This is a genomic window from Aeromonas sp. CU5 (genome assembly GCF_002586745.1).
Lineage (GTDB): Bacteria > Pseudomonadota > Gammaproteobacteria > Enterobacterales > Aeromonadaceae > Aeromonas > Aeromonas sobria.
The window spans coordinates 1677969-1698039 of record NZ_CP023817.1; the positions used below are offsets into that span (position 1 = coordinate 1677969).

A 20071-nucleotide genomic window follows, 5' to 3' on the forward strand; every position below is an offset into this window, starting at 1 on the left:
AAAAAGGCCACCACACTATCAGGGATGCTGAATGATCAGACTGTGGTTATCCAGCATGCTCTGCAGCACATCGTGAGACGAGGTAGTGGCCAGATGCCAGCTGCTCAAGTCCACATCCTTCAGGGTGATCTGCTGGGTTACCTGCCCATCCCCTGCCGGTGCCACCGAGAGACTCACATCACTCAGACCATTGCTGCCGGTCGTCACTGACGCCGAGAGGTTATTCAGCAGACTTTCGACGCTGGCTCCCGGGCCCCCCTGCAGCATGTCGGCCAGATCGATCTTGTCCCCCTGCTCCGGGTGGAAGTCGGTGATGGTATCGATCGCGGGCTGCCCCTGACTCCCCTCGTCCCCGAGCTGCCAGACGAAGAGATCGCTGCCAGCCCCGCCGGTGAGGATGTCGTTGCCATGCCCCCCCAGCAGACGATCATCATCGGCGGAGCCAAACAACCAATCCCCCTGATCCGAACCGACCAGCTCATGACCACTCTGGCCGTGCACCGTGATGGTCTCAAGGGGCGTGCTAACGGTTGAACCGCCAACACTCGACTCGGCAGTAATCCCCAGCACATGATCACCCGCGCCAAAACCGCTGAAGAAGAGCGGAGCCGAGTGATCGGCCGGGATCAGCCAGTCGCCATTGCCATCGGCATGACCGACGCTCTGGCCATGCTCGTCCTGCACCTGCGCCCCACCCAGCCCACTGATGCGGATGGAGAGCTCGCCGGTTGCCGGATTGACCACGCTGGCGTTGATGCCAAGGGGGATAACGGCCCCCTGCAAGGCATGGAACACCTGCTGATCCACCGTCAGACTCGGCATATCTGGCTCGGCCGTGACCGTGATGGCCACCTGATCGGTATCACTCTTCGCCCCGCCTGCGCCGCTGTTGTCTTGATCAGAGGTAGTGACTGTGAGCGTGTCCTGCCCCCAGAAATCTTTGGCCGGTTCATAGTGAAGGCTGCTTGCCAGCAACTGGTTGAGATCGGTCAGCGACCCCACCAGGGAGATCTCGCTGGTCCCCGCCCCCTGCACAACCACAGCGCCAGTCGCCCCCAGCAGGGTCAGCACACCATGCTCGACTCGCAGCACCATGGAGACAGGCGCACTGCCTGCATCCACATCCTTCACGCTGACGCCGGAGAGTGACAGGGAGCCATCCTCCTTCACCGTCATGCTGCCAGGCAGCTGATTGACCGGGGCATCGTTGACCGGCTGCACTTCGATGGCTACCACGTCGGTATCGCTCAACGCGCCGCCGCTGCCGCTATTGCCAAGATCATTGGTCACCATGGTGAGCTGATCCTGACCATTGAAGTCCTGCTCACCCTGATAGGTCACCCCACCGGACAGCAGCGCATTGATGGCATCCAGCGACCCGCTGAGCACCAGCATCCCGCTACCGTTGCCGGTCACCGTCACCCCGCTGCCCGCCACCAGATTGAGAGTGCCATGCTCGACCGAGAGGCGAACCTCGATGGGACTGCTACCCGCATCCACATCCTTCACCTGCAGACCGTGGATGGTGTACGGCTGATCTTCCTGCGCCACCAGCGGCGCAGTTGGCAGCTGATTGACCGGCGCATCGTTGACCGGCTGCACCTCGATGGGCAGCACATCGGTATCGCTGAGTGCCCCGCCGCTACCTGTGTTCCCCTGATCGTTGGTGACCATGGTCAGGGCGTCACTGCCGTGGAAATCACTGTTGCCCTGATAGGTCACCCCACCAGAGAGCAAGGCATTGAGATCGGCCAGCGTGCCGGTCAGCACCAAAGAACCAGTGCCGTTGCCGACCACTGTCACGCCGCTGCCAGCAGGCAGCGTCAGGGAGCCATGTTCCACCGACAGGGTGATCTTGATGGGGCTGCTGCCCGCATCCACATCTTTCACCTGCAAACCCTGGATGACGAAAGGCTGATCTTCCTGCGCGACTTGAGAGGTCGTTGGTAATACGTTGATTGGCGCATCGTTGACCGGGCTCACATCCACATGGATGGTGCCATTGACCTCGGGGCCAAGGGCGCCATTATCGAGGCTCTGGGCGGTGATCTTGAGATCCAGTGCACCGTTGGCATCATTGGTCACCAACTCGACCGCGCCAAGCTTGCCACCCTCGGTGTTGACCTGCCAGCGACCGCCACCCAGATCAACAACCGTCCCCACTACGCCGTTTGGCAAGCGGATCTGGGCACCATCAGGGACCCCTTCGATGGTGACCCGCACCAGCTCGGGCTTGTTCTCATGCACATTACCCGCATTGCCGCCGGTTGGTTGGGTATCCCGGGTCTCGAGCCCCAGATCCAGGGTGATCACATCCCCCTCGGTACCACTCGCCTGACCCTGAATATCGGCGATGATGGCATCCCCCACCGGATTGACAGTAACGGTAAAGCTGCCACTGGTTTCGAGCGGAATGGTGAGACCCTTGTCCAGAGTAAAGGCGCTCAGCGACAGCTCCACGGTGCCGCTGAAGTCCGCTGGCGGGATCAGGGTCAGCTTGGAGAAATCGGTCCCCACCGGGATCTGCCAGACGCCGCCGCCATTGTTGACCGCCGGAGCCGACAGGGTGAAACCATCCGGTACCCCCTTGATCTGCAGCGCGACGATCTGCTCCGAGCCATCGTTGTCGATAAGGGATGCGCCAAATCCGGCAAGGTTGACCGTGCCATCCTCACTCCCCGTGACACTGTGCACCGTGAGCTGGGCCGGATCGTTGACCGGTTTGATCTCAAAATCTGCATGCCCGTTCCAGCTGGCTTGCGCCGTGCCGGTGGTGGCGGTATCCAGAATATCGACCTGGATATCGAGCGGCACCTTGCCGCTAAAGTGCTCTTTGGGCACAAACACCAGATCTTTAAGCGCCGCCACATCGCTGACCACCAGGATGGTCAGTTGCTGGTTGCCGACCAGGAAATAGCCAAACTTGGGATCGACGGTAATGGTCACCGCTTTCACCTTCTCGAGACCTCCGTCAGCCACGCTCGGGCTGATATCAGCCAGTTTGACCGACAGATCGAGGTGGATGTGGGTGTCTTCCTGATTGTCAGGCTGGCCATCCCCATTCACATCCTTGACCTGCAGCGTCAACTCCGGCTGACCATCCTGGCCACCGTTGATATCCACTTCCGGGATGATGGAGAGAGTGACTTGCTTCTCGACTATCTTGGTATCGCCGCTGGTGGTATCGGTATTAACGACTCGCACGTTCAGATTGAGTGTACCGGCGTAATCAGTGGGTAACCCCAGCGTCAAATTCTCCAGACCACTCAGGCTGGTCGGCAGTTTGATCAGGTATTCGCCATTGACGAAGTCATAATTAAGCCCCTGCAAAGTGACTCCCGGTGGGAGCCCTGTGATGACAATGCTCACTTCATCGTGATTACTATCCTTGCTCGCAATCACAATCTGCGATTTGAGCTGAGCCCCGAGATCGACAACATGATCCTCAACCCCGACTACGGCAGCAGGTTGGAATATGATCTGGGCTGCCTTTTCATCGGTCGCGTTGGCAAAGATGAAGATTGCCGACACGGGCATTTCGCGAATCACGGGGGCACTGATATCTCCGTCATCGCTATAGTCCAGAATCCGAGCACTTACCTTGAAATTAACCCGGCCGGTAAAGCCATCTGGCGCATGCAAGCTGTAATGGCCCAGATTGCCAGCCGGAACAGTCCAGTTGCCCTTACCATCGCTGATACCGCCATTGACGACAAATCCAGGAGGCAAATCGCTGATCACCAGATAGTCGATCCGTTCACTGCTGCTGGGATCGCGGTCGTCAAAACTGAATGCACCCACCAGATCCACTGGTTGATCGAGGAAACCAATCAAGATTGGGTTGTCTATCTGCAATTCGCCATCAGGCTCTACCACAGCCTGGATATCCACATGCAGCTGACCATCAATCACCTTGTTAACCACCACATTGGAATCCACGTCCTGCTGGGTCACGGTGACATGACTCTGGATGGTGGTATCCCGGTCGCTATCTTCTGGCGCTTTCACCAGCAGCTGGCCACCGTTTAACAGGCGCTGCAGATCTGTGTCACTCAAGTCCACCGTACCGCTGTTCACGGTGAGCTTGGTCTCGACCCCGCCCCCCCGGATCCAGATTTCGTAACCGGGCTCGATGCCTGAGAGAGTGAGGTGTGTCACCTTCTCGGCGCCATCGCTCAGCACCGGATGCCAGTCCAGCACCACAAACTGATCTTCAAGGCCATGGCTGGTATTGCTGTAGTTGGTGGCATCGATCTCCGGCTCAACCTTGATATGCAGGGGCACCTCAAAGCTCTTGTGATCACCATCGTTCTCGGTCACCACCACCTTGGCGATCAGGTTCAAATCCGCCGTGCTGTTATGGGGCGGCTGGATCACCAGATTACCAAGATCCGAGACATTAACCTGATAGGTCGGCTTGCCATGGGCATCGAGTCCGGCAAAGGTAAGCGTCAGCGCCTTACCGCTGGCATCGAATACCTTGGCCCCTTCCGGCAGACCACTCAGCACCAGGTTAAGGCTTTCCGAGGTATCTAACGGGGTCGCCGCCAGTTCACCGGAAACCAGCTTGAAGTTGAGCGGCGCTTTGCCATCTTCGGCCACTGTGATGCTGTAGCCTTGACCAATGCCATCATGGGTCCAGTGGGTACCATTGAGGATAAAGTCCGGTCTATCGACCACCCCCACCAGATCCACATGAAGTGTCTGACGACCTGCCTCTTTCTCGCTGACCACGGTATGGGGTTGACCATTGGCATCGGTCAAGGTGGCGGTGTCTTTCACCACCCCTTTGATGGTGAGGTCAAAATCGACGTTGCTGTTTTTCGGCGGCTGCAGCTTGAGTTCGCCAATGCGATTGTAGGGAACCTCATAGTAACCCGCCGCGTTCCACGCCACGGCGACGCCCCCCAACAACAAGGTTGCACCGGCGGGCAGGCCACTGATGCGGACAAACATCTGCTCGGAGCCATCGAGTTTGTCACCCAGATGGGCCAGAGAGATCTTGTTGCCCAGATCGAGCAGGGTATCTTCCTTGCCCTGGATCTCGCGCACTGTCAGCTTGGCGTCATCCGCCACCGGATTGACGTTGATCACCAGCTCAATCTTGTCTCCCTGCGCCGTACCCTGACCCAGAGCGATCGGGTTCTGCTCCGTGCTGATCGGGGTCACCGACAGCTTGATGTCACCACTGAAATCCTTGCCCGGAACCACGGTCACCTTGTTAATGTCACTGGCAGAGACGGTGTAGAGTCCGCTGGCGTTTGGCTTGAGTTCAACCCCGTTGAGCATGAGCGCGCCCTTGCCCGACTCCCACTTAATCTGGTAGCTCAGGGTTTCGGAGCCATCGGTGTCGGTGAGCGCAGCCTTCACGTTGAGCGCGATGCCAGTGCTGTCCTCATTGGTGTTGTAGTGCTGATTCGTGCTCGCCCCATCCCAGAGCGGCTTGTCGGCAATGCCCTCTACCGTAATGTCCAGATTGCCGGTCAACACCGGTGGCTTGTCCCCCTCGGTGACGCCCACCTGTAATTGCACCGGGAAGCGCAGCGCGCTGCCCCCGTTGTTGTAGCTCGAGTAGTCGTGATTTGGTACGAAGGTGACGCCGGTCAGCTGGAACTTGTCGTTGGTATTGGCCACCGCCACCATGGCCTCTGGCGGCACCTGATACCAGGTCTTGCCACCCTGGGTGATGGTGGTCAGTGCGACACCGTTGAAATAGAAGGTGCCCTGGGCATTGGCAGGCGCCTGGATAAGCAACTGCTCCACATGCTCGCCCCGATCGAAATCCCCCACATCCAGGCTCATGGTGATGGGGATCCCCTGGCCGGGATTGGTCGCCCCCGCATCCTCTTGGCCGGTGGCCGCGATCACGGTAAGTTGGCCTGCCTCATCCCGGATGGTCAGGGTCAGGACCCCATCATCAGTATCTCGGTCCCCGTCCACCAGATGAAACTCTATCTGCTGTACCAGCGTAGTATTGCTGTGATCGATACCGGGTTTGGCAGTAAAGCTGTAATTACCCTCAGCATTGATCACCAGGGTGCCTATGGTCTGCCCAGTGCTGTCTGTGACCGCAATGGTGGTGTCGCCCTTGGCGGCGATGGGGTGCTCGGTGCCATTGATGGTCACCGATTTCACTGCCGCATCGTCCGCTCCCTCGCTGGCAGTGGCCAGCAGATCGCCGGTCACGTTCGCACCTTCATCCAGGGCCTGGCTCGCATCAACCGCAAGGGGCACATCATCCTGCACGCTCACATGGCCAATCACTTCGGCACTGAGGTCTCCGTCACGGTCCAATGCCTGTAGCGGCAACTTAATGTCCAGCAGATCCTTGCCTTGGGCGCTGTGATCCAGATTGCCGATCAACTTGAAGGTATAACGACCGGAGACATCCAGAGTCAGCTTGAAGATGAGCTTGCCTGCACTGTCCTTGCCAAGGTAGACACCCGGCTGGCTATCGGCGCCAATGGTGACGACCTTGCCCCCCGAGGTTAGGGTGTTGAGGGCGTTGAAACGGGCCACATCCAGTTGCAGAGAGACCACCCGGTCACTCCCGGCGGCAATCGTCACCTGGCCGATTGCAACTTCTCCCGTGCCTGAGGGGCTGGTGCCCCCATGCTGGCCACTGCCACCATTGAGATCCGACTCCTTGACTGCCCCCCCCTCGACGTTGGTGATCACTGAATTGGCCGCATCATTGATCACCGCAGTGGTACTGCCGGTGGTCACGCTGCCATCACTATCAGTGACCTTGACCGGCAGGGTCAGCGTCAGCTTGTTGTCAGTGCCGTGATCCAGGTTGGTGTGCACCGTCACCTGATAACCAATTTCTGCGCTGGTGTGAGCAGCGATGGTGGCGGGCACAGTAGGGATGGAGACCGTCATCACCACCAGACCACCACTGGTCACCGCCTGGAAGGTGTGACCATCCGTGCCAACCGCTTTCCAGGTCAGGGTTTCGCCGTTATGGGTGATGGGCTTGCCGCTGGCATCCATGACCAGACTGGAGAGGGTCAGTCGCACATCGGTCACCGGATCCGAGTCGGCTTTGATGGTGATCTTGCCGCTGGCTTGCTGGTCATCGGTGGCCGAGTTGGCGCCATCGAAGCGCCCTTCATTGAGGGTCACGCCGGTCAGGGTGAGGGTCGGTTTCTCCCCTTCCCCAATCTGGATATTGAGGGTGCCGCTGGTGCTGTCGTTGTTACCGCCCGCCTTGTCGTAATCGTTGACGATCACCTTGATGGGCAGCTCGGTCACGGCGTTGCCGCCCTGATGAAGCCCCTGATAGAGGGTGACCTGATAGTCAAAGCCGTTCTTGCCAGCCTGATCGAGGCTGCCAACCAGCTTGACCTCGAACACCTCGACCCGCAGGCCATCCACCATCACATAGCCCTTGAGCAACTGACTGCCGGGGATGGCGCTATTGCCATCAACCAGCTCGTACTGCACCGGTTTACCCAATGCGGTCAGCGCAGGCTGTTCGTTGGCATCGGCAAACGCCACCTCGGTCACCCGATCTGATCCTGCCTGCACGTCAAAGTGGCCGGTTTGGCTCAGGCTGTTGTTGCCGGTGAGGTCCCCCTCATCTAGGGTCACCTCGGTGCCAGCAATAAAGCTCGGCGCCTTGCCGTCCGCAATGGTGAGCGGCAGCGTGGTACCGATGCGGTCGCCATCCTTGTCGGCGAGAGTAATGGCAAGGGGCAGATTGAGGGATTCACTGCCCTTGTGATCCAGTTCGCCACTCAAAGTGACCTTGGCGGTGACGCTCCAGTTGCCGTTGTTGTCGACCAGAGTCAGCTCGGCGCGCAGCACCACCTGCCCACCGGCGGTCCCGACCAACTGGCCGGTTGCGGGGTCGAGGGCAAAGGTGACCGGGTTACCGTGGCTGGTGAGTCCAGTCAGGGTGCTCTGAATAGTGGCGATATCAAAGCCAAGGGAGTTGGGGTCGAGGGCATCGCTGCCGTGCGCGACCGAGAAACTCATGGAGCTGATGGCGGCCGCCTCACCTTGCGCCATCTCGGTGATAGTGGTGCCGGTCACGGCGGAGATGGTCGGATTGGCGCCATCACCTACCGCTACGGTAATGGTGGAGGCAACCTTATCGCCATCGCTGTCGAGCAGTGTAAAGCCCGCCTTGAGCAGGCTGTCGGCACTGCCCTGATCCAGCGGTTGATGGAGGGTAAAACTGTACTTGCCATCGTTACCGAGGGTCAGTTCAAACACCAGCTTGCCATCTGGGGTACGCCCCTCGATACGATGATCGTCCACCGCGATGGTCACGGCCTGCTTGCCCGAGGTGAACCCTTGCAGCCCCGGCTGGTTGGCATCGAAGGTGATGCTGGCCAGCGGATCGCTGCCCGCAGTGATAGTCAGATCGCCGTTAAGGGTCTGGCCTTGCTGCCAGTTGCTATCTTCGGTGAGCGTGAGGGAGACAGGATTAACCTGCGGCAAGGCACCATCGATAATGGTGATATTGAGGGTGCCGAGGTTACTCTTGTCCCCGTCAAAATCTGAACCCTGTACCTTCAAGCCAAGGTTGAGGCTGTTGGTCGCCACCGGTTCGTCAAACACCCCGGTCAGGGAGACACTGTATTTGCCATCCAGCCCGATGGTAACGGTGAGGATCGCCTTGCCCAGCCAATCCTTGACGATCAGCTGGTTGTCCTGAACCTCGTAAGTCGTCGCCTTGCCCTGGCTGGTGAGCCCCGCCAGCGCCGGTTGGCTCGCCTCAAAGTTGAGGGAGACCAGACGATCGCTCCCCACCGTCACCGGCAACTGGCCATCGATGCTCTGGTTCCCCCCCTCTTGCAGGGCGACCCCCTTATCCAAACCGAGCACAGGATCTGCACTGTCACTTACCGTGATGGTGGCAGCACCCTGATTTTTGCTGCCATCGCTGTCGGTAGCTTCTACCGGCAGGGTCAGTTCCAGTTTGTTGTCTGCACCGTGATCCAGGTTGGTATGCACCGTCACCTGATAACCGATCTCTGCGCTGGTGTGAGCAGCGATGGTGGCGGGCACAGTAGGGATGGAGACCGTCATCACCACCAGACCACCACTGGTCACCGCCTGGAAGGTGTGACCATCCGTGCCAACCGCTTTCCAGGTCAGGGTTTCGCCGTTATGGGTGATGGGCTTGCCGCTGGCATCCATGACCTGACCGGAGAGGGTCAGTCGTACATCAGTCACCGGATCCGAGTCAGCTTTGATGGTGATCTTGCCGCTCGCCTGCTGGTCATCGGTGGCCGAGTTGGCGCCATCGAAGCGCCCTTCGCTTAAGGTCACGCCGGTCAGGGTGAGGGTCGGTTTCTCCCCTTCCCCAATCTGGATATTGAGGGTGCCGCTGGTGCTGTCGTTGTTACCGCCCGCCTTGTCATAGTCGTTGACGATCACCTTGATGGGTAGCTCGGTCACGGCGTTGCCGCCCTGATGAAGCCCCTGATAGAGGGTCACCTGATAGTCAAACCCGTTCTTGCCGGCCTGATCGAGGCTGCCAACCAGCTTAACCTCGAACACCTCGACCCGCTGACCATCCACCATCACATAACCCTTGAGCAACTGACTGCCGGGGATGGCGGGATCCCCATCAACCAGCTCGTATTTGACGGGCTGGCCGAGGGCAGTGAGGACCGGTTGCTGGCTGGCATCGGCAAACGCCACTTCGGTCACTCGATCCGACCCGGCTTGCACGTCAAAGTGACCGCTCTGGCTCAGGCTGTTGCTGCCGGTGAGGTTTCCCTCATCCAGGGTCACCCCAGTGCCAGCAATAAAGCTCGGAGCCGTGCCATCGGCGATGGTGAGCGGCAGCGTGGTACTCACGCGGTCGCCATCCTTGTCGGCAAGGGTGACGGCCAGCGGCAGGTTGAGGGATTCACTGCCCTTGTGATCCAGCTCGCCGCTCAAAGTGACCTTGGCGGTGACACTCCAGTTGCCGTTGTTGTCGACCAGACTCAGCTCGGCGCGCAGCACCACCTGCCCACCGGCGGTCCCGACCAACTGGCCGGTTGTGGGATCAACGGCGAAAGTGACCGGATTGCCATGACTGGTCAAGCCGGTCAGGATGCCCTGAATGGAGGCGATATCAAAGCCAAGGGAGTTGGGGTCGAGGGCATCGCTGCCGTGAGCCACCGAGAAACTCATGGTGCTGACGGCGGCCGCCTCCCCTTGTGCCATTTCGGTGATCATTGTGCCGCTCACGGCGGAGATGGTCGGATTGGCACCATCCCCAACGGCTACGGTAATGGTGGAGGAGACCTTGTCGCCATCGCTGTCGAGCAGGGTGAAGCCCGCCTTGAGCAGGCTGTCGGCACTGCCCTGATCCAGCGGTTGATGAAGGGTGAAGCTGTATTTGCCATCGTTGCCGAGGGTCAGCTCAAACACCAGCGTGCCATCGGGGGTGCGCCCCTCGATCAGGTGATCGGCCACCGTGATGGTCACGGCCTGTTTGCCCGAGGTGAACCCTTGCAGCCCAGGCTGGTTGGCATCGAAAGTGATGCTGGCTAATGGATCGCTGCCTGCGGTGATGGCCAGATCGCCGTTAAGAGTCTGGCCCTGCTGCCAGTTGCTATCTTCGGTCAAGGTGAGGGAGACAGGATTAACCTGCGGCAAGGCACCGTCAGTAATGGTGATATTGAGGGTGCCGAGATTGCTCTTGTCGCCGTCAAAATCTGAGCCCTGTACCTTCAGACCAAGGTTGAGGCTGTTGGTCGCCGCCGGTTCGTCAAACACACCGGTCAGGGAGATGCTGTATTTGCCATCCAGACCGATGGTAACGATAAGGATCCCCTTGCCCTGCCAATCCTTGACGATCAGCTGGTTGTCCTGAACCTCGTAAGTCGTCGCCTTGCCCTGGCTGGTGAGCCCCGCCAGCGCCGGTTGGCTCGCCTCAAAGTTGAGGGAGACCAGACGATCGCTCCCCACCGTCACCGGCAACTGGCCATCGATGCTCTGGTTCCCCCCCTCTTGCAGGGCGACCCCCTTATCCAAACCGAGCACAGGATCTGCACTGTCACTTACCGTGATGGTGGCAGCACCCTGATTTTTGCTGCCATCGCTGTCGGTAGCTTCTACCGGCAGGGTCAGTTCCAGTTTGTTGTCTGCACCGTGATCCAGGTTGGTATGCACCGTCACCTGATAACCGATCTCTGCGCTGGTGTGAGCAGCGATGGTGGCGGGCACAGTAGGGATGGAGACCGTCATCACCACCAGACCACCACTGGTCACCGCCTGGAAGGTGTGACCATCCGTGCCAACCGCTTTCCAGGTCAGGGTTTCGCCGTTATGGGTGATGGGCTTGCCGCTGGCATCCATGACCAGACTGGAGAGGGTCAGTCGCACATCGGTCACCGGATCCGAGTCGGCTTTGATGGTGATCTTGCCGCTGGCTTGCTGGTCATCGGTGGCCGAGTTGGCGCCATCGAAGCGCCCTTCATTGAGGGTCACGCCGGTCAGGGTGAGGGTCGGTTTCTCCCCTTCCCCAATCTGGATATTGAGGGTGCCGCTGGTGCTGTCGTTGTTACCGCCCGCCTTGTCGTAATCGTTGACGATCACCTTGATGGGCAGCTCGGTCACGGCGTTGCCGCCCTGATGAAGCCCCTGATAGAGGGTGACCTGATAGTCAAAGCCGTTCTTGCCAGCCTGATCGAGGCTGCCAACCAGCTTGACCTCGAACACCTCGACCCGCAGGCCATCCACCATCACATAGCCCTTGAGCAACTGACTGCCGGGGATGGCGCTATTGCCATCAACCAGCTCGTACTGCACCGGTTTACCCAATGCGGTCAGCGCAGGCTGTTCGTTGGCATCGGCAAACGCCACCTCGGTCACCCGATCTGATCCTGCTTGCACATCAAAGTGACCGGTTTGGCTCAGGCTGTTGTTGCCTGTGAGGTCCCCCTCATCCAGGGTCACCCCAGTGCCAGCAATAAAGCTCGGAGCCGTGCCATCGGCGATGGTGAGCGGCAGCGTGGTCCCGATGCGATCGCCATCCTTGTCGGCAAGGGTGACGGCAAGGGGCAGGTTGAGGGATTCACTGCCCTTGTGATCCAGCTCGCCCGTCAGGGTGACTTTGGCGGTGACGCTCCAGTTGCCGTTGTTGTCGACCAGACTCAGCTCGGCACGCAACACCACCTGCCCACCGGCGGTTCCAACCAGCTGGCCGGTTGCGGGGTCAACAGCGAAAGTGACCGGATTGCCATGACTGGTCAAGCCGGTCAGGGTGCCCTGAATGGAGGCGATATCAAAGCCAAGGGAGTTAGGGTCGAGGGCATCGCTGCCGTGAGCCACCGAGAAACTCATGGTGCTGACGGCGGCCGCTTCCCCTTGCGCCATCTCGGTGATCATGGTGCCGGTCACGGCGGAGATGGTCGGGTTGGCACCATCACCTACCGCTACGGTAATGGTGGAGGAGACCTTGTCGCCATCGCTGTCGAGCAGGGTAAAGCCCGCCTTGAGCAGGCTGTCGGCACTGCCCTGATCCAGCGGCTGATGGAGGGTGAAGCTGTATTTGCCATCGTTGCCGAGGGTCAGCTCAAACACCAGCGTGCCATCGGGGGTGCGCCCCTCGATCAGGTGATCGGCAACCGTGATGGTCACGGCCTGCTTGCCCGAGGTGAACCCTTGCAGCCTCGGCTGATTGGCATCGAAGGTGATGCTGGCCAGCGGATCGCTGCCCGCGGTGATGGCCAGATCACCGCTAAGGGTCTGACCCTCTTGCCAATTGCTATCTTCGGTCAAGGTGAGGGAGACAGGATTAACCTGCGGCAAGGCACCGTCAGTAATGGTGATATTGAGGGTACCGAGGTTGCTCTTGTCCCCGTCAAAATCGCTGCCTTGTACCTTCAAGCCAAGGTTGAGGCTGTTAGTCGCCTCCGGCTCGTCAAATACGCCGGTCAGGGAGACACTGTATTTGCCATCCAGACCGATGGTGACGGTAAGGATCCCCTTGCCCTGCCAATCCTTAACGATCAGCTGGTTGTCGTGAACCTCATAGGTCGTCGCCTTGCCTTGGCTGGTAAGCCCCGCCAACGCCGGTTGGTTGGCCTCAAAGTTGAGGGAGACCAGACGATCGCTCCCCACCGTCACCGGCAACTGGCCATCGATGCTCTGGTTGCCACCCTCTTGCAGAGCGACCCCCTTGTCGATGCCCAATGCGGGATCACTGCCATCATTGACGGTCAGTGTCAGGTTGGCGCTGGTGCTGTCGCCATCGATCTCTTTGGCGATCACCTGCAAGCCGAGGGAGAGGCTGTCACTGCCCTGATGATCGAGCGGGCCGGTGAGGGTGACCACTACCCGACCAGCCAGATCGCTGCCCTGCTGCTGCGCGTTCAATTCGGCGCGCAGCACCTCCACCCGTTGGCCACTGCCATTCTGGTAGTAACCCACCAAGGTGCGATCATCGGCAAACTCGAACGTCAGCGGATGGCCATCACTGCCCAGCCCGGCACCGTTGAGGGTGGCCAGGGTCTGACTCTGGTTACTGAACACCAACGAATCCACCAGCAGGGGATCGGCGGTGTGTTTGACCACAAAGCTGCTCTCGCCCACCACGGCGGCGCCGTTGGTAAAGGCATCTTCGGTCAGGGGAATGGCCGGGATCTCGAAGCTGGGCGGATTGCTGTCCACCAGATTGATCACCAGCGGCGCCTTCACCAGATCGCCGTCGCTATCGCGATATTCGAGGTTGAACGGCAGGCGCAACGCGTCCTGACCGTGATCCAGGCTTTGACTCCAGACGATGCGGTAGCTGCCGTCATTGTTGAGGGTCAGTGTGAAGACAGTCGCCCCACCGGCGGTAGCGGTCAGGGTCTGACCGTTGATGGTGTAGCCAAGGGGCGCGCCATGGCTGACGAGCCCCAGCCCTTCCAACGCACTCTGGTCAGCGGCGAACTGGACTTGCAGATTGCCATCCTGACCGGCCCCGGTATTGAGGCTGCCGGTCGCGGTGATCGGGCCATCGGCCAATCCGGCTTCGGAGAGTGTCACAGTCTCGCTCTGACCGATCAGCGGCGCCCCATCGTTGGCGCTGTTGCCCGCCAGATCGGTAACGCTGGCACGCACTTCAAAAGATTGATTGATGCCGGAGAGATCCAGGTCGCTCACCTGCCAGCGGCCATCGGCCCCCACCAGTGCCGAGGTGGTCAGCAGCGGCTGGCCATTACTGTCGACCAGAGCGATAGTGACGCGCTGACCCGCTTCCACATTGCTGGTGGAGCCGCTCAGGGTGGCACTGCTGTTGCCAAACAGGACAGCGGTATCGAGATCATCGATATCTATGAAGGCTTGGGTATCGACATTGATAACGAGGGTATCGCTGGCACGGTTGCCGGCAATATCCACTGAAGTGACCTGAAACTGGTACTGGCCATCGGCCAGGGTCTGCGGCAACTGATATTGCCAGTTACCGGCGGCATCCACCGTCAGGACGGTGAGCACGCTACCGCCAAGGCTCAGGGTCACAGTGGCACCGGGCTCCCCCTTCCCTTGCAGCAGCGGGGTATTGTCGCGGGTCAGATCATCGGTCTGGCTGGCGCCGGTGTCGCTCTCATCGGCGAGATCGAGGGTAATGGTGGTAATGGTATCTAGCAGAGTCTGGCCGGTGTCGCTGGCATTATTGCCCGCCTGATCCTGGGTATTGGCCACAATCTGCAACGGGCCATCCACCAGTTTGCCGGTCACATCGCCAAAATTGGCTTCCCACACCAGGCCGGGCAGCACCACGGTCGTCACCGTCAGTGAATTGCCCGCCTGATCGATAAGGGTGACGGTGACCGGCTGGCCCACCTCCACATCATCCACCACACCACGAATGATGACGCCCGCCGCTTCATCGGCGTTGATGATGTTGTCGCTGGTTTGGGGTTCAGTGATGGTGATGGCGGCAAAGAAATCACGCTCTTCGGAAAACAGCAGCTCATCGCCCACAGGTTGCACGGCATAATCGGTATCGAAACCTGCCTCGGCCAGGGTGGCATCATTGATACGATCGACCACTACAAAACCACCCGAGCTGGAACCGGCAACACCACCGATATTGCCCGCAGCGGCGGCTGCGTTACCGGCGGCGGTCTCCTTGAACAGCTCGGTCGGGTCGATACCCTGACGGATCGCCTCTTGCAACGAGGCCAGTTCCGGATCGGCCGGTTGTCCATCCGCAGCAGGTGCGGTGGGCTCAGGTTTGGCGGCAATATCTTGCTCGCCTGCAGGATCACTGCCCGGCTCGGCTAGTTGAAAATGGCCCCCTTGAGCGGTTTGCAGACGGTCCCCCGGCTGCAGCGCCATCCCCACCGTTGCTCGTATGACAGATCCATCTGCACTGATAACAAACACGGAGCCCTCGAGTTGGGTGATCAGTGTGGACTTTTCAATTTGCAACTCAGCCATACAACCTCCAGCAAAAACTTAACCAGCCCCTGTCACTGCACAATTGAGGCACTTCTTTTGTATGTTGTTCATCTTACAGCGATTGCCAATTCAGGTCTGTTCGATATTTTCGACAAGAGCAGCAGTAAACAACCCGAACCTTGCGGCCTATCGGCATAGACCTCTTTTTCAGGCGGAAAGCGCCTCACAAGAGACCAATCGATGGCCTGAAATGGCCGAAAAACCATACTCTATATGACAAGTATTGACCCATGAATGAGAGTGGGAGCTGTTAGCCTACCTATTTAAACGAACAGCCATCATTACCAGGCCTGCCTGCCACCACCAAACAAAATATGCATACCTATGCAAGCCAAAGATCAAGCAACACAAAATATGCATTTATTTTGATGCTATTTATCCCGTTCGAGACCCTGCCCCCTATCTCACGATGTGAACCGGTCACATTGACGCAATAACGGCTGCATAGCAGGACAACAGGCTGAGATATCAGAAACGTTAACCAGGATCTCATTTCCACACTTTGCTGCTCTGGTCAATTGATCTGGCGCAAAAACCACCACGATAAATCATCATTTACTTTACCAATTTGGTAGCATCTGGCTGGCATATCGCATAGAACACCAAATTTATGCACACATAACAATTAATCAACCTGACAACCATCCAGCGCAGGCCCAGCCCGCACAACGAGATGGCACGGATCAGGCCAGCTCAAGACATTTATCTGGGAGTGATACACGTGGGTTCACAACACAGGCATACCAAACTGGGGCTCGCCGCCCTGCTGCTGACCAGCTGGCTTGGCGCCAGCGGCTGGGCACAGGCTGATGAAGCAACCACCCAGGGCAAGATAGAGGCGCGCAGCGAGCTGTTCGCCAAGGAGCACGCCGATCAGTTCACCAGCTGGCAAGCCACCAGCGAGAGCCGCGAGCGCACCGATGCGCTGGCGGAAGATCCCAACATGGTGGTGCTGTGGGGCGGTTACCCCTTTGCCAAGGATTACAACAAGCCCCGCGGTCACTTTTATGCGCTGACCGATGTGCGGGAAACCCTGCGCACCGGCGCCCCGAAAACTGCCGAAGATGGCCCGCTGCCGATGGCCTGCTGGAGCTGCAAAGGCCCGGATGTGGCCCGCGTTATCGATGAAAAAGGCGAAGATGGCTACTTCAAAGGGATGTGGGCAAAAGGTGGGCCGGAAGTAGTCAACACCATCGGCTGCGCCGACTGCCACGACACCGCCTCGAAGGAGTTCAAGGGGGGCAAGCCGGCCCTGCACCTCTCCCGTCCCTATGCCGATCGGGCCATGACCGCCATCGGCAAACCGTTCAAGGAACAGGGACGCTTCGATCAGCAGTCCCAGGTGTGCGGTCAGTGCCACGTGGAGTACTACTTCAGCGGTCCCACCAAGGCGGTCAAATTCCCCTGGGACAAAGGCACCACGGTTGAGCAGATGGAGGCCTACTATGACGAAATTGGCTTCGCCGACTGGACCCATGCCCTCTCCAGGACTCCCATGCTCAAAGCCCAGCACCCCGAGTACGAAACCTGGCGCGCCGGTATTCACGGCCAGAACAACGTCGCCTGCGTCGACTGCCACATGCCCAAGGTGCAGAACGAGCAGGGCAAGGTCTACACCGATCACAAGGTGGGCAACCCCTTTGATCGCTTCGAGCAGACCTGCCGCAACTGCCACACCCAGAGCAAGGAGATGCTGCAAGGGATCGTCAAGCAGCGCAAAGAGGCGGTGATCGAAACCAAGCTGAAGGTCGAGAAGCAGCTGGTACACGCCCACTTTGAAGCCAAGGCGGCCTGGGATGCCGGTGCCACCGACGCCGAGATGAAGGATATTCTGCAGGACATCCGTCACGCCCAGTGGCGCTGGGACTACGCCATCGCCTCCCACGGGGTACAGATGCACGCCCCCGAAGTGGCGCTCAAGGTACTTGGCAGCGCGCTGGACAAAGCCGCTGACGCCCGCACCAAGCTGGCGCGCCTGTTGGCCGCCAAGGGGATCAGCCACGAGATCGCCATCCCCGACATCTCCACCAAGGAGAAAGCGCAAGCCGCCCTTGGCATGGACATGAAGCAGATGAACAGCGACAAGGCCCAGTTCCTCAAGACCACGGTTCCCGCCTGGGATGCCGAGGCCAAAGCGGCCGGACGGCTGGCACAGTAACGGCGCCTGCGGGCCCGGCCAGACCTAGCCCGCAATGGATGGAGGCTTCCTATGGGTGATTTAACGATGGATTTCTTACGACTGATGCTGATGGCAGCCATGCTGCTCACCAGCCTGCAGGGTCAGGCGGCCGAGCCGACAGCAGCCCCTGTTCCAGCTACACATGAGGTGGAATTTTTACGCAATCCCGACAAGGCCTGCACCGACTGTCACAAGGAGCAGAGCGAGGGGATGCACGGCAAGCATGGTCAGGCGACCAATCCCAACAACCTTAAAACGGTCACCTGCACCAACTGTCACGGCCAGCCCTCTCCCCAACACAGGGAAGGAGTCAAGGACGTGATGCGCTTTAGCGACAGCTTCAGTGACAAACAGAGCACCGAGAGCTACCCCATCGCCGAGCAGAACGGGGTCTGCATGAGCTGCCACGAGCCCAAAGTGCTGCGCGAAGCGCTCTGGGCCCACGACGTGCACGCCACCAGACTCACCTGCACCAGCTGTCACCAGCTGCATCCGGCCAGGGAGCCCATGGTGGAAATTCCGGAGAAGTCCCGCATCAAGCTCTGCGTCGACTGCCACAGCAAGCAGCATGAGACCGTCAAGGCGGCCAAGGCGAACACCACCTCGGGCAAGGAGGCACAATGAGCTGCTCTCGCCGTCACTTCATGGCGGGGATGAGCGCGGGGGCCCTCATCATGATGACGGGGGCTGCTCGTGCCAACACCCGCTCCCTTGCCACCACTCTCGCCCACAGCCAGACCATAGACGGGGTCCGCTTTGGCATGATCCACGACGAGACGGCCTGCATTGGCTGTACCGCCTGCATGGATGCCTGCCGGGAGGTGAATCAGGTGCCGGAAGGGGTCTCGCGGCTCGAGATCATTCGCTCCGGCCCCATAGGCACCTTCCCCGATGCCGAGTACCACTTCTTTCGCAAGTCCTGCCAGCACTGCGACAACGCCCCCTGCGTCCACGTCTGCCCCACCGGCGCCTCCCATATCCGCAAGGAGGATGGCATCGTCGATGTGGACGCGGATCTCTGCGTCGGCTGCATGTACTGTCTGGCCGCCTGCCCCTATCAGGTGCGCTTTATCAACCCGGTCACCCGGGTGGCGGACAAGTGCGATTTTTGCCGCAAGACCAATCTGGCGGCGGGCAAGGAGCCGGCGTGCGTGGAATCCTGCCCCACCAAGGCGCTGGTGTTCGGTAATCTGGATGATCCGGACAGCCCCATCGCCCAACGGCTGGTGAAGGAGACCACCTATCGCTACAAGCAGGCTCTCGGCACCTCGCCCAAGATGTACCGCGTGCCCAAAGGGGAGATAACGTCATGACCATACAAGCGGCATTTCACTTCCCCTCTCTTGTCTGGGGATTTGTCCGATCGCCATCTACCGCAGTAACAGAAGGAGGAATGGATCATGTTGCATGACGCATTTCACTTCCCTTCACTTGTCTGGGACTGGCCGATCGCTATCTATCTCTTTCTGCTCGGCATCTCCGCCGGGGCCACCAGCCTCTCGGTGCTGCTGCGCCGCAAGGGGGCTGGCAGCGAAAGCGGCATCATCAAGGCGACCGCCATTCTGGCGCCGGCAAGCGTGATATTGGGGCTGCTCATCCTTATCTTCCATCTGGCCCGCCCCTGGACCTTCTGGAAGCTGATGTTCCACTACCAGTTCGACTCCGTGATGTCGATGGGGGTCATGCTGTTCCAGCTCTATATGGCGGTGCTGTTCGCCTGGCTGGCGGCGGTATTTCGCACCGAGTTCGAGAGGCTGCGCGGGCACCTGTTCAAGGAGAAGTTCGCCTTCGTGGATGGCCTGATCGGCTGGCTCGCTCGCATCGAGCGGCTGCTGGCGCCGCTGTTGCTGCTGCTCGCCGTGCTGCTGGGGGCCTACACCGGCTTTCTGCTCTCGGCGCTCAAGACCTATCCGCTGTTGAACAACCCGGTGCTGCCTGCACTGTTTCTGGTCTCCGGCATCAGCTCCGGCATCGCCTCCACCATCTTGCTGGCGGTCACCCTGTTCAAGGAGAACCACCACAGCCAAGGGGTGAGCTTTGTCCACCGCTTCGAGCGGCCGCTGCTGGCGATGGAGGTGCTGCTGCTGGTCTGCTTCTTTACCGGTCTCTACTTCGGTGGCGGCCAGAAGGAGGTGGCCATGTGGGCCGCCATCGGCAGCGGTTTCTGGGCTCAGGTGTTCTGGGTCGGCGTGGTGGGCATCGGCATGCTGCTGCCCCAACTGCTCGCCCTGTTAACCCCGGCGGCCCAGCGGGAGCGAAACAGACATCTGGTGCTGGTCTGTAGCCTGACCCTGGTGGGGATCCTGCTGCTGCGCTACTTCGTGCTTTATGCCGGTCAGATGACGGTAGTTTAAAGGTATGATCACCAGCGCCAGCCACCCTCGGGTGACTGGCGCTTGTTTGTTGGTGGCCCGATAAATTTCTGGTGATGCCACACACGCTGCTTGGCGACGCTCCCTGCCAAAGGGAGACAACGCGGCCTGTGTGTCA

General features: G+C 59.7%; 5 protein-coding genes. 4 read left to right on the top strand and 1 reads right to left on the bottom strand.

Going from position 1 to position 20071, the window contains the following annotated elements; translation table 11 throughout:
• Positions 1-18 precede the first annotated feature (18 nt).
• Entirely contained in the window at positions 19-15381 is a 15363-nt protein-coding gene (locus tag CK911_RS07480; RefSeq protein ID WP_253860394.1) for a retention module-containing protein, read from the bottom strand.
• Between the two features lie 736 nt (positions 15382-16117).
• Between CK911_RS07480 and nrfA the strand changes: the two genes are divergently transcribed.
• The 4 genes from nrfA to nrfD all read left to right on the top strand — a co-directional run bounded on the left by nrfA (position 16118) and on the right by nrfD (position 19935).
• Complete coding sequence (gene nrfA / locus CK911_RS07490; RefSeq protein WP_098972525.1) at positions 16118-17560, top strand: ammonia-forming nitrite reductase cytochrome c552 subunit; 1443 nt, start codon at positions 16118-16120, stop codon at positions 17558-17560.
• A gap of 51 nt (positions 17561-17611) precedes the next feature.
• Complete coding sequence (gene nrfB, locus CK911_RS07495; protein ID WP_098969504.1) at positions 17612-18205, top strand: cytochrome c nitrite reductase pentaheme subunit; 594 nt, start codon at positions 17612-17614, stop codon at positions 18203-18205.
• A complete protein-coding gene (locus tag CK911_RS07500) occupies positions 18202-18894 on the top strand; it encodes a 4Fe-4S dicluster domain-containing protein (RefSeq protein ID WP_098969505.1) in 693 nt (230 codons plus the stop codon). Before nrfB ends, CK911_RS07500 begins: the two co-directional genes overlap by 4 nt.
• Before the next feature lie 87 nt (positions 18895-18981).
• Positions 18982-19935 (top strand): cytochrome c nitrite reductase subunit NrfD, encoded by a 954-nt coding sequence (gene nrfD / locus CK911_RS07505; RefSeq protein WP_172953979.1) that lies wholly within the window; start codon positions 18982-18984, stop codon positions 19933-19935.
• The last annotated feature ends 136 nt before the right edge of the window (positions 19936-20071 follow it).

What these genes read in the sequence shown, in the direction of transcription:
- CK911_RS07480 (WP_253860394.1), bottom strand. Translation starts at nt 15,381, where the DNA reads ATGGCTGAGTTGCAAATTGAAAAGTCCACACTGATCACCCAACTCGAG.
- nrfB (WP_098969504.1), top strand. Translation starts at nt 17,612, where the DNA reads ATGGGTGATTTAACGATGGATTTCTTACGACTGATGCTGATGGCAGCC.
- CK911_RS07500 (WP_098969505.1), top strand. Translation starts at nt 18,202, where the DNA reads ATGAGCTGCTCTCGCCGTCACTTCATGGCGGGGATGAGCGCGGGGGCC.
- nrfD (WP_172953979.1), top strand. Translation starts at nt 18,982, where the DNA reads ATGTTGCATGACGCATTTCACTTCCCTTCACTTGTCTGGGACTGGCCG.